The following is a 12,793-nucleotide window of genomic DNA, read 5'->3' on the forward strand; positions in this document are numbered from 1 at the left end:
TAATTTATTCATTTTCGAATTAAATCTACTCTTTTTCGCGCCCAAAACGTTCAAATATTTCGATATAGGTGTTAAAAGTTTTTCTACTTTCATTATAGAACCCAAGGTCGTTGTTTTCTTTCATTACTTGCAATAAGCTTCTGTAGCGTTCAATGTCGGTCATAATGTCGTAAGCAACGCTTGATTGATCTGAAGACTTTAATTTGCTGTAATAATTAAGATTTTCTTGGTATTTGTTTATCAGTTTTTTCAAAAGATCTTCTGCTTTTGCTTTTTCGCCAATTTTATAATAACCATTAGCAAAAGGTTCCACTAAGGAATAGTAGCCAAATTTATCAAGAGGCATTTTTTTCAAGGCTAAATCGATTATCTTTTTTGCTTTGTCATTTTTACCTTCAATGATTAACTGATTCATCAAACGAGAAAGGGTGCTTCGGTAAGTTATGCTTTCTCTTCTTGTTTCAGGATCATGATATATTTTATCGCTATCGCTATTTCCCCATTCCCATTTCATAACGATGTTGTACATTTTATCGGTGTCAATTTGTCCCATTTCAAGAGGACTACCGTCTTTAGAAATAGTTGTTTTTATTGGTACTAATTTATAGACCATTCCGTCTAGTTGAAGGTAGTTCTTCATCCATAAGTAGTCTTCGTCATCAAATGCGCCAGGGCTGAAATAAATTGGTCTTTTCCAGTTATTATTGGCTATAATATCAAGCATCATCAGCCTGTTTTTGTACAATGCTCTTCCTTTGATGTCGATATCTATATAAGGAACAATAGAATCATGGTACTTTGTAGCAACTACATTGTTTTTAAGGATGCTGTTTTTGTCAACAGGAATTCTGATTTTATTTGTTGGGTAAAAATGAATTGTTTGTCCATTTTGCATCTCAACGGTAGATTTAGGGTTTTTGATAAAACTTAAAAAATCTTTTATTTCCCATCTGTTTTCTATTTTTGGAATATAGGCAACATAATCCAGTTTGTCTCCTACATATTGATCATGAACAAATGAGATAGGTAATGGATCAGATTCGTAGGTTTTGGTTTTCATTTGATCAATATACCAGTCTGTCATGAAAAGGCTAGTGTTGACGATTTTTACATCAGTTCTTACTTTTTCAATTTCTTGAGCGTACCACAATGGGAAGGTATCGTTGTCTCCTATTGTGAATAGAATAGCGTTAGGATCACAAGAGTTAAGGTAAGCTTTTGCCATTGCAGTTGCAGTATATTTTCCTGAACGATCATGATCATCCCAGTTTTGGGCTGCCATAAGAACCGGTGCGGCTAATAAGCTTGCTGCAATAATGATTGGGCCAGCTATTTTTGGTGCTAAATATTTCTTAGTGGTTTCGTATAATGCGTATACCCCGAATCCGACCCAAATTGCAAATACATAGAAAGAGCCCACTAAGGCGTAATCTCTTTCTCTAGGTTCAAAAGGTCTTTCGTTTAGGTAAATTTTTAATGCAATACCCATAAATAGGAATAATACCATTAAGACATAGAAGCTTTTGCGGTCTTTATTTGCATGATACATTAAACCGATTAAGCCAAGTAGGAACGGTAAGAAGTAATAAGTGTTGCGTCCTTTGTTGTTTAATACATCCGAAGGCAGATTGTCTTGTGAGCCGATATGTAGGTCGTCTATGAATTTAATTCCGCTTATCCAATTTCCATCTAGATAGTCGTATCTTCCTTGTACATCGTTTTGTCTTCCTACAAAGTTCCACATCAAATACCTCCAATACATGTAGCCAAATTGGTATTCGAACATATAACTTAAATTGTCAGCAGTTGTTGGTTTTTCAATTATTAAATAATCACCATAACTTTTAAGGAATTTTACATAGCCATCATTGTCAATCTGTTTTTGGGCATAAGCCTGTCTGAATTCGCTAACTATTTTTTCAGTTTCATGCTTTAGCTGAGCTATTGCTTTGTTGTAATCTTCTTCGCTAAGTTGACTTGCGTCAATCCCGTATTTTGCTAAATCATCTTCATAAGCGTAGTTTGGATTTAGGCTAAATTTAGGAGGATTTGTGAAATTCATGTAGTTAGCGATGTGGTCAGAACTCCACATTCTAGGTAAGAACGTTTTCTGATTGTCGTCACTATTTTGTTCTGCATTTTTGAAATTATTTACAATTTCGTATTTTTTTGTCGTATAGTTTCTTTCGTAATTTGGTTTTTTATCAAGATATGGTTTGTTTTTGTCTAAGCCGGCAAATGTCTCTGTATACTGAGGTCCGTAGAACAAAGGGTTGGATCCGTATTGCTCACGGTTGTAATAAGCCAAAACTTCTGCTGCATCGGATGGTTTGTTTTCGTTAATTACCGTGTTTGCGTTAGCTCTGATAGGTAGCATCATCCAGGTAGAGAAACCGATAAAAATAAATAAAACACAAAGTATAATGGTGTTGTAAAATACCAGCCCTTTTTGTTTGGTGTATTTTAAAGCGAAATAAAAGAAAGCAATCAAAAGTAAGGCGACAAAAATAGTTCCCGAATTGAATGAGAATCCTAGCTGGTTAACCATAAAAACTTCGGTCTTGGCAAAAAGACCCATTGTATAAGGTAGTAAAAACAAGAATATAACTAGTAATACGGCAACAACTGCAATATTGGCAATGATGAAATTTTTAACTGTAACGGTTTTGTATTTTTTGAAAAAATAAAGTAATCCAACAGAAGGAATGGTTAAGAGTGCCATAAAGTGAACTCCAAAAGATAATCCTATTACAAGAGAAATAATCAATAACCATCGGTTTCCTCTTGGAGTATCCATGTCTTGCTCCCAACGTAATCCGAGCCAGAAAAGTAAAGAAATAAATAAAGAAGCCATGGCATAGACTTCGGCTTCTACTGCATTGTACCAGAAGCTGTCTGAATAAGTGTAAGCTAAAGCTCCTACAAAGGAACTTCCTAAAATTACAATAGCATTGCTTTTATTTAGTTCTTCTGCTGAATTTGAATCTTTAGTTTTTGAAATTAGTTTTCTCAAAATTATTGATGAGGACCAAAACATAAATAATATGGTAAAGGCACTTGAGAATACTGACATCATATTTACCATTAAAGCAATATTTTGGTCGTTTGAAGCGAACATTGCAAAAAAGGCACCTATCATTTGGTATAATGGAGCTCCCGGTGGGTGTCCAACCTCAAGTTTTGCCGCGGTAGCGATGTATTCTCCGCAGTCCCAAAAACTCATTGTAGGTTCAACGGTGAGTGTATAGGTTATTAAAGCGATTCCAAATGTAAACCAACCTATGATCGTATTCCACTTATTGAAATTAAATGCTGCCATATTTACGTGTTAAATTTTAGTTTTTTTTGTAAGACACAAAGAAAATGTTTTTTTGTTGAATGCTATAGGTATTAACAAAATTTTTGTAAATCTGATTTGTGTTGTTAATTCTTTGGTTATGAGATATTTTTGAAAAATAATTTTTAGCATTGGATTTTTATTGAAATTTTTTTTGATAAAAATGCTCTAAAAGTTTGCGCAAACTAAAATTTGTTCTAAATTTGCACTCGCTAAGCAAAACAATAGTAGCGCTAAGCAATACGGTACTGGTCTATGGTGTAATGGTAACACAACTGTTTTTGGTGCAGTCTTTCAAGGTTCGAGTCCTTGTAGACCAACAATAAAAAGCCTCTCAATTTTGAGAGGCTTTTTTGTTTTAAAATATGTTGGAGCTAATTCAGAATGGATTTATTCTAGTTTATATTTTGAAAGTAATTACAGGTTTTGTGGCATGGTTTACTAAGTCTTCGCTAATGCTTCCTGTGAAAAAATGTGCCATTCCTGTTCTTCCGTGTGTGCATAATCCCATTAAGTCGGCATTTATTTTATTGGAAAAATTCAGGATTCCTTTTTCGATATTTACGTCGTTGTAGATGTGGGTGGAGTAGTTTTTGATGTTGAGATCGGCTGTGAAATCACTTATTATCTTTTCTGAAAGGGCTGTTGTTTTGAAGCTGTTGGGTGTGCAGATCATTGTTAGGTGTAATTTAGCGCCAAAAAGATTGGCAAATTCAACCATCTTTTTAAATGGTTTTTTTGTTTCTTTTGAAAAATCAGAAGCAAAAACAAAGTTTTCCGCTTTTAATTCAGGCGTATTTTTTTTAATAACTAGCACAGGGACTTCAGAAAGGCGAACTATTTTTTCGGTATTGGATCCGATAAGGATTTCTTCAATGCCGGAAACGCCGTGAGATCCCATAACGATTAAATCGATGTCGTTTTTTTTGCTAAATGAAAGAATTCCTTCGAAGGCTCTTTCAAAGTTTACTTGTGTGGTTATTTTGATGTCTTTTAGGTATTCTTTTTCTTTACTTTTTTCGAGTGTTTCTTTTGCTTTTTTTATGAATAACATTATTTCCGGAATGCCGGTTGCTCCAGTAACAGCATCGTTCATTTGGGTTGGAATTTCAAGCATGTGGAGAAGGAATATCTCGGAATTGCTTTTTTTTGCAATTTGCGCTGCTATTTTTAGTGCGTTTTCGGCATGTGGAGAAAAATCAGTTGGAACAAGAATTCGTTTCATAAATTTTGGGATTAGGGTATGAGAAAAATCTTTATTTTTTTACTTCAATAAAGATAAGAAATATTTTAACAGCAATCAATTATTATAGGTTTATAAAAAAAAACACTATATTTGCACCGTTATTTATTAAAATCTAGATAATGAGGGGACTAAGTGTCCCCTCTTTTTATAAAATTATGGTATTTAAAGAAAAAGTAAATAAATTGTTGTCAGAGGCGCTATCAGAAAGACCATCACTTTTTTTGATTGACGTAACTATTACTGATGCCTTTAAGATTATCGTGACTTTAGACGATGATAATGGAGTGGTTTTGCAGGATTGTATCGATATTAGTCGTGCAATAGAAAATAATTTAGACAGGGAAGAGCAGGATTTTTCTTTGGAAGTAGCTTCAGTGGGCGTTGGGTCACCGTTAAAAATTGTTCGTCAATACAAGAAAAATATTGGTAGAACGTTGATAGTGACTACAAATACCGAAAAAATTGAAGCTGAATTGGTTGATGCTAACGAAGATTTCATAATTTTGTCTTGGGAAGCAAGAGAACCTAAAAAAGTAGGAAAAGGAAAGGAAACAGTACAAAAAGAACAACAGATACCTTATACAGAGATTAAAGAGGCAATTGTTACAGTAACATTTTAATTAAAGAATTCGCATGGAAAATTTAGCATTAATCGATTCATTTTCAGAGTTTAAAGATGATAAACTTATTGATCGTGTAACGCTTATGGCAATTTTAGAAGATGTATTTAGAAATGCATTGAAGAAAAAATACGGTTCAGATGACAACTTCGATATCATTATAAATCCTGACAAAGGAGATATGGAGATATGGCAAAGAAGGGTAATCGTTGCGGATGAAGATTTAGATTTTGATCATCTTGAGATTACTTTAACTGAAGCTAGAAAAATTGAACCTGATTTTGAAATTGGCGAAGAGGTTTCTGAAGAGGTGAAATTGATTGATTTAGGAAGAAGAGCTATCTTGGCCTTGCGTCAAAACTTGATTTCTAAAATACATGAACATGATAACACGAATCTTTACAAACAATTTAAAGATTTAATTGGCGATATTTATACGGCTGAAGTACATCATGTTCGTCCAAGAGTTGTAATTTTGGTGGATGATGAAGGAAACGAAATCGTATTGCCAAAAGAAAAACAAATACCATCTGATTTTTTCCGTAAAGGAGACAATGTTCGTGGAATCATTGAAAGCGTTGAATTGAAAGGAAATAAACCTCAAATCATTATGTCTAGAACTTCTGAGAAGTTTTTGGAGAAATTGTTTGAACAAGAGATTCCTGAAGTCTTTGACGGTTTGATCATGGTGAAAAAAGTTGTGAGAATACCAGGTGAAAAAGCGAAAGTTGCTGTAGATTCTTATGATGATAGAATTGATCCTGTGGGAGCTTGTGTGGGTATGAAAGGATCTCGTATTCACGGTATTGTACGTGAATTAGGGAATGAAAATATAGATGTTATTAATTATACAAATAACATACAGTTATTTATTACAAGAGCATTAAGTCCTGCAAAAGTTTCTTCGATTAAAATCAATGAGGAAACAAAAAGGGCAGAGGTGTTTTTGAAATTGGAAGAAGTTTCTAAAGCAATTGGTAGAGGTGGTCATAATATTAAATTGGCTGGTTTATTGACAGGTTATGAGTTGGATGTCATCCGTGAAGGAGATGTTGCTGGAGCTACTGCTGATGAAGACGATGTTGAATTAACAGAGTTTTCAGATGAAATTGAAGACTGGGTTATCGAAGAATTTGCAAAAATTGGATTGGATACTGCAAAAAGTATTTTAAAACAAGATGTAGAAGATCTGGTTAGAAGAACGGATTTAGAAGAGGAAACGATTCTAGATGTAATGAGAATATTGAAAGAAGAATTTGACAGTTAGTCAATAGATCTTCAACGATAAACGTGCCACTTTACAAATAATTCTTGCTCGGTAGGTATCGAGTTGGAAGTAAAGTGAGGAATAACAAAAAAGGTAATAATAAAAAGGTTTTATGTCTGAAGAGAGAATTATTAGAATAAACAAAGTTTTGAGGGAATTGAATATTTCTTTAGAAAGAGCTGTGGATTATCTGAAAGATAAAGGAATCGCTATTGAAGCAAATCCAAACGCAAAAATTTCTGATGACGTATACAATGTCTTGTGCGGTCAGTTTGCAGGTGACAGAGGGAAGAAAGAGGCTTCAAAAGAAGTAGGCGAGGAGAAAAGGAAAGAGAAAGAGGCTTTGCGCGTGGAAAGAGAGAAAGAAATTGAAGATAAACGCAAGCAAGATGAAGAGCGACTAAAACAACAGCAAGAAGTTATTAAAGCAAAAGCGGTTGTAAGCGGACCTGTTCAAGTAGGAAAGATTGATCTTAATCCTAAAAAGACAATCATTACTCCAACTCCAAAAGTTGTAGCTGAAAAAATTGAAGAACCAAAAGCAGAGGTTGTCGCTGAAAAACCGGCTCAAAAAGAACAAGCTGTTCCGGAAAAACTTGTTTCAGACAAAAAAGAGATAAAACCTGTTGTTGAGATAAAAGAATCTGTGGTTGAGCCTGTAAAAGAAGTTCAAAAAGAGATTGTGGCTAAAGAGCCTAAAGTGGTTCTTCCTGAAACAAAAGCAACTCCAAAAACGGATGAAGCTCCAGTTGAAGAAGCAATTGCTACTCAATATCAAAAATTATCGGGTGCTAAATTAACAGGTCAAACTATTGACTTGTCTCAGTTTAACAAACCGAAAAAGAAGAAAGAAGAGCCTAAAATAACTCCAAACAAACCAGGTGCGCCTGGAGCTGCTGGAGCTGCAAATAAAAATAAACGCAAAAGGATTGCGCCTAAACCAGGTACAACACCTAGGCCTCCTGGAGTTCCAGGTGCACCAAATCCTAATAAGATTACGCCAAATACCGGTGGAGGTGGTTTTAATGCCAACAGAAGTGCTAGACCTGGTTTCGTAAAAGGAAACCGTCCTGCGATTGTTGCAAAAGTAGAGCCTACCGAAGAAGAAGTTAAAAATCAAATTCGTGAGACTTTAGAGAAACTTCAAGGTAAAAAAGGAGGTAAATCGAAAGCAGCGAAATACAGAAGAGACAAAAGAGATACGCACCGTCAGAAATCAGATGAAGAGCAAAGAGCGATAGACGAAGGAAGTAAAACTATTAAAGTTACTGAATTCGTTACTGTAGGTGAAGTTGCTATCATGATGGATGTGCCAATTACTAAGGTTATTGGAACTTGTATGTCACTTGGTATCATGGTTACGCAAAACCAACGTTTGGATGCGGAAACATTAACTATTGTAGCTGATGAATTTGGTTATGATGTTGAGTTTATTACTGTAGATATTGAAGAAGCTATTGAAATAGTTGAAGATAGAGAAGAGGATTTAGTTACTAGAGCGCCTATTGTTACAGTAATGGGTCACGTTGACCACGGTAAAACATCTTTACTGGATTATATTCGTAAAGAAAATGTTATCGCTGGTGAATCAGGAGGAATTACACAGCACATCGGTGCTTATGGAGTAACTTTAGATAACGGTCAAAAAATAGCTTTCTTAGATACACCAGGTCACGAAGCGTTTACAGCGATGCGTGCACGTGGAGCTCAAGTTACCGATATTGCTATTATTGTAATTGCTGCCGATGATGATATCATGCCACAAACCAAAGAGGCAATTAGTCATGCTCAAGCAGCTGGTGTGCCAATTATCTTTGCTATCAATAAAGTAGATAAGCCAAATGCGAATCCTGAAAAGATTAAAGAGAAATTAGCAGGTATGAATTTATTAGTAGAAGACTGGGGAGGAAAAATCCAATCTCATGATATCTCTGCTAAAAAAGGAACAGGTGTTAAAGAACTTTTGGAAAAAGTATTATTAGAGGCTGAAATTTTAGATTTGAAATCAAATCCAAATAAAGCGGCTCAAGGTACAGTTGTGGAAGCTTTCTTGGATAAAGGGAAAGGATATGTTTCTACTATATTAGTGCAACACGGAACTTTAAAGATTGGAGATTACATGTTAGCAGGTAAGCACCATGGTAAAGTTAAAGCAATGCATGATGAGCGTGGTAATATTGTTACTGTTGCTGGTCCTTCAACTCCGGTGTCTATTTTAGGTTTGGATGGTGCGGCTACTGCAGGTGATAAATTCAATGTTTTTGAAGATGAAAAAGAAGCTAAACAAATTGCTTCAAAACGTTCTCAATTAATGCGTGAACAATCTGTACGTACACAAAGACATATTACGTTAGATGAAATTGGACGTAGAATTGCATTGGGTCAATTTAAAGAATTAAATGTTATTCTTAAAGGTGACGTTGATGGTTCTGTTGAAGCCTTGTCAGATTCGTTCTCTAAATTATCAACTGAAGAAATTCAAATTAATATTATCCATAAAGGAGTTGGAGCAATTACTGAAACCGATGTTATGTTGGCTTCTGCTTCTGATGCGATTATTATCGGATTTAACGTTCGTCCTGCTGGAAACGCAAGACAAATTGCTGATAAAGAAGAAATCGATATCCGTTACTATTCTATTATCTATGCGGCAATCGATGACTTGAAAGATGCAATGGAAGGAATGCTAGCTCCGGAGATGAAAGAAGAAGTTCTTGGAACTGCTGAAATTAGAGAGATATTCAAAATTTCTAAAGTGGGATCTATTGCTGGTTGTATGGTTATGGATGGAAAAATTGCTAGAAATGCCAAAATCAGAATTATTAGAGACGGCGTAGTGGTTCATAGCGGTGAATTATTAGCATTGAAACGTTTCAAAGATGATGTTAGAGAAGTTGCTAAAGGATACGATTGTGGTATTCAGATCAAGAACTTCAACGACATTGAAGAAAGAGATGTTATTGAGGCTTACCATGAAGTGGCTATCAAGAAAAAATTGAAATAGTATTTTCGATAATTTCAAAATATAAAATCCCGATTCGTCGGGATTTTTTTATATTTATACTTTAATTGTAAACTTTTTGTATGAATAGGTTAATTTTATTAGTAGTACTTTCAGTGTCATCGGTTGCGTTTTCACAAAAGAATATATCGTACCATATTGTTTCTTTGGATAATAAAAAGGATGTTGCTCTTGACTATAATTTCTATGTTGAAAATGTTTACGATGGAAGGCAATTCAAGGAAAATATCGGTACGGTTCAAAAAGGGGCTTTTAATAAAAAAGTCTTGGCTAATTTTGGAAAATCTTTAGAGGTTGAATTATTAGATTATCTAAGCGTTATTTGTCCAAATCAAGAAGGGAAGCATAAAATTTCAATACGGATTATTGATGTATATGTTTCGGAACTTACAAGGGCAATGTCTGAAACGGGATATGCTACTTTGGTTTTGGATGTTATAAAAGAGAAAGATGGCGTGAATTATGTTGTTGGTACATTTTCTGCTTTTACAGAAAGTAATGGAATGGACGTTACAAATAAGCACGATGATAGATTGAAGAAAGTGCTACAAGACTGTTTGGCGGATTATGTAGAATCTGGTGATAATAACATGATTGCTTCTGTTTTTGATAAGGATCAGGTAGTAAGTGGTAGATTAGTGAATGTAATGCCGTTAAAGGGGATTTACCGGACTTATTCAGATGTTTTTAATAATAAGCCAATTGCGGATGATGATTTTGAAATTAGAAGCAAAAAAAACAGGTATTACTTGATTAATAAAAAGAGTAATATCGAAGAGGGTAACTTTTATGGTTTTAGTGATGGACAGGATTTTTACATTAATGTTTCGAAATATGCGAATGAAAAACATTATTTGAAAACGGAGATAATTGCCGATAAATATTATATTGAAGATGTACTGTATAATCCTAATAATACAATTGCTATGGGAGCAATGTTTGGATTGATTGGGGTTGCTGTGGCTTCGGCGACAAGTCAGGCATCGGTTCCTATGATGATAGATTGTTATTCGGGTCAACCTCTTTTTCTATCGAATGCGGAGTTAAAAACGATGCTTTCTACACATCCATCGCTTCTAAATGAATACAAAGATGGAAAGAAAACTAATGATGAAATTAAGAATATTTTGAAAAAGTATTACCAGCAGATTTAATAATTCGGTTATGGGGTTTTTTTAAGTGATTTATTATTTTTCTTGACTCAGTAGAATTTTTTTTAGAACGTTTATTTTGCTTTTTATGCTTTTGGGAGTTCAAAAAATGAGAAATAATTGATTGTAAGATCTCGTTTTTTGGTAAAAAAAATAAAAAAATCACTCAAATTGAGTGATTTTTTTTATTTATTATTTTTGAGGTTTTATTATAAACGCATTCGGGTACCTTTTTTTTATCAGGATTAAATAACGTTCTGCTTCTATTTTAGTTTTGAAATTTCCTGTCCAAACTTTGTAGTTTGGCGTATTAAAAACAATTGTTCCGTCAAGATCCTGAAAATCTTGTTTGCAGTCTTTTAGTGTTTTTTTTGCGGTTTCACTATTGCCACTAAATGTTTGAATCTTATAGTATTCATTTACAGCAGTCGAAGCGTTTAGTTTTCTTTTTTCATTTAATAATTGTTCAAACTTTGGATCTTGTTTTATGTTAATATTTCGGTCTTGGGCCTTTATATAGCTAGATGAAATACAAAGGATAAATGAATAAAAAATTTGTTTTTCAAGTCTTAAAATTCTCATAACGTGATTGTTTTTGTGCAAAAATACTATTTAATGGGTAAATGGGATTCAAAATTATTATTTAGAACAAGTATAAATTAGAATTAAGACTATTTTAAGGTTTTGAGAATAGTTCTTAAGTCGTATTTTTGTCGAAGTTTATAATAAAGGTACTGTGTTTTATATATTTCTTTATAGAAAATATTGTGCCAATTTTTATTAGATAATCATTATATAATATGAAAAAGGTGGGTAACCATAATTCGATCTCGAGGAAATTATTTTTTAGCTTAGCTTTATCGCTAACTTTTTCCTTAACTTCATTTGCTCAAGATGCTGCTCCAGCAGCTGCAACAGAAGTTCCAGTAGCTACTCAAGGGGGTGACCCGGTAAAGGGTAAAGAGCTTTTTAATTCCAATTGTGCGGCTTGTCATAAACTTGACGGTAAGTCTACAGGTCCTGAACTTAGAGGTGTTGCACAAAAACATGATAAAGCATGGCTTTATAAGTGGATTCATAATAGTTCTGCTTTGATAAAATCAGGCGATGCTGCTGCTGTAAAGATTTTTGAGGAGTATAATAAGGTTGCAATGACTGCTTTTCCTCAGTTATCAGAGGGTGATATTGATAATATTATCGCATATACTTCAGAGGTGAAAGCGGAAGCGCCTGCTCCTCTGCCTGGAGCTAGTACTGCTGTTGCTGCCGGTCAGGAAAGCGGTTTGTCTAATAATTTGATTTTAGGTGCGTTAGCTCTTGTGATGATAATGTTGGTTGTAATGTTGTTTTTGGTGAGCAATGTTTTGACTAAAGTTGCTAAGGCTAATGGTATTGAGGTTTCTCCTAAGGCTCCAAGAACATCAATTTGGAAGGCTTTTGTTAAGAATCAATTTTTAGTGTTAGTTGCTTCAATATTTTTATTATTGGCAAGTGGATATTTTGTTTATGGGTTTTTCATGCAGGTAGGTGTTGATCAGGAGTATGCTCCTATTCAGCCAATACATTTCTCTCATAAAATTCACGCTGGTGATAATGAAATTAATTGTAAGTATTGTCACTCTGCTGCTAGAGTAAGTAAGAATGCGGGTATTCCTTCTTTGAATGTTTGTATGAACTGTCATAAAAACATTGCAGAAGTTGCTGATGCTACTGCTACTCCAGAATATAGCAAGGCTTTTTATGATGAGCAAATAGAGAAATTATATACTGCTGTAGGTTGGGATAAATCTACTCAGTCTTATACTGGGAAAACAGAGCCTGTGAAATGGGTTCGTATTCATAACTTGCCTGACTTTGTTTATTTTAATCACTCTCAGCACGTAACTGTTGCTGGAATAGAATGTCAGACTTGTCACGGTCCGGTAGAGACATTTGAAATTCAAAAACAATTTGCTCCGTTGACAATGGGATGGTGTATTAGCTGTCATAGAAAAACGGATGTTAAAATGGAGGGTAATGAATATTATGCTAAAATTCATGCTGAACTTTCTAAGAAATACGGTGTAGATAAATTAACTGCAGCGCAAATGGGAGGTTTAGAATGTGGTAAGTGTCATTACTAGATTTCTTTAATTCGGTTAATTTTTTGA

The 12,793-nt window shown here is 34.3% G+C and carries 8 protein-coding genes and 1 tRNA gene; 6 read left to right on the forward strand and 3 right to left on the reverse strand.

Annotated elements, in window-relative coordinates; genetic code table 11:
- Positions 1–25: 25 nt before the first annotated feature.
- Positions 26–3,319, reverse strand: a complete 3,294-nt coding sequence (locus ACMDB5_RS05735; protein WP_414000055.1) for a DUF2723 domain-containing protein — start codon at positions 3,317–3,319, stop codon at positions 26–28.
- Positions 3,320–3,586: 267 nt separating this feature from the next.
- On the opposite strand from ACMDB5_RS05735, the gene ACMDB5_RS05740 reads away from it, so the two are divergent.
- Positions 3,587–3,657: transfer RNA gene (locus ACMDB5_RS05740), tRNA-Gln, on the forward strand.
- A gap of 80 nt (positions 3,658–3,737) precedes the next feature.
- Here the strand turns inward: ACMDB5_RS05740 and ACMDB5_RS05745 are convergent.
- Positions 3,738–4,562 carry a universal stress protein gene (locus ACMDB5_RS05745; protein ID WP_414000056.1) on the reverse strand — a complete coding sequence of 275 codons (825 nt, stop codon included), beginning with the start codon at positions 4,560–4,562 and terminating at the stop codon, positions 3,738–3,740.
- 176 nt (positions 4,563–4,738) lie between these two features.
- Here ACMDB5_RS05745 and rimP point away from each other — a divergent pair, with 176 nt between their 5' ends.
- From rimP to ACMDB5_RS05765, 4 genes are all read left to right on the forward strand, one after another.
- Positions 4,739–5,203, forward strand: a complete 465-nt coding sequence (gene rimP, locus ACMDB5_RS05750; RefSeq protein ID WP_414000057.1) for a ribosome assembly cofactor RimP — start codon at positions 4,739–4,741, stop codon at positions 5,201–5,203.
- A gap of 13 nt (positions 5,204–5,216) precedes the next feature.
- Positions 5,217–6,470 carry a transcription termination factor NusA gene (nusA, locus tag ACMDB5_RS05755; protein WP_414000058.1) on the forward strand — a complete coding sequence of 418 codons (1,254 nt, stop codon included), beginning with the start codon at positions 5,217–5,219 and terminating at the stop codon, positions 6,468–6,470.
- A 112-nt stretch (positions 6,471–6,582) separates the two neighbouring features.
- On the forward strand, positions 6,583–9,474 hold the full coding sequence (gene infB, locus ACMDB5_RS05760) for a translation initiation factor IF-2 (RefSeq protein ID WP_414000059.1): 2,892 nt from the start codon (positions 6,583–6,585) through the stop codon (positions 9,472–9,474).
- Positions 9,475–9,554: 80 nt separating this feature from the next.
- On the forward strand, positions 9,555–10,646 hold the full coding sequence (locus ACMDB5_RS05765) for a DUF6563 family protein (RefSeq protein WP_414000060.1): 1,092 nt from the start codon (positions 9,555–9,557) through the stop codon (positions 10,644–10,646).
- A gap of 189 nt (positions 10,647–10,835) precedes the next feature.
- Here ACMDB5_RS05765 and ACMDB5_RS05770 read toward each other — a convergent pair whose 3' ends face one another.
- On the reverse strand, positions 10,836–11,225 hold the full coding sequence (locus tag ACMDB5_RS05770) for an SPOR domain-containing protein (RefSeq protein WP_414000061.1): 390 nt from the start codon (positions 11,223–11,225) through the stop codon (positions 10,836–10,838).
- A gap of 218 nt (positions 11,226–11,443) precedes the next feature.
- Here ACMDB5_RS05770 and ACMDB5_RS05775 point away from each other — a divergent pair, with 218 nt between their 5' ends.
- The gene (locus ACMDB5_RS05775; RefSeq protein WP_414000062.1) at positions 11,444–12,766 is read left to right on the forward strand and encodes a c-type cytochrome; all 1,323 of its coding nucleotides are present in this window, start codon (positions 11,444–11,446) and stop codon (positions 12,764–12,766) included.
- Positions 12,767–12,793 lie beyond the last annotated feature (27 nt).

The sequence above is a fragment of the Flavobacterium sp. W1B genome, assembly GCF_047344965.1.
Taxonomy (GTDB): domain Bacteria; phylum Bacteroidota; class Bacteroidia; order Flavobacteriales; family Flavobacteriaceae; genus Flavobacterium.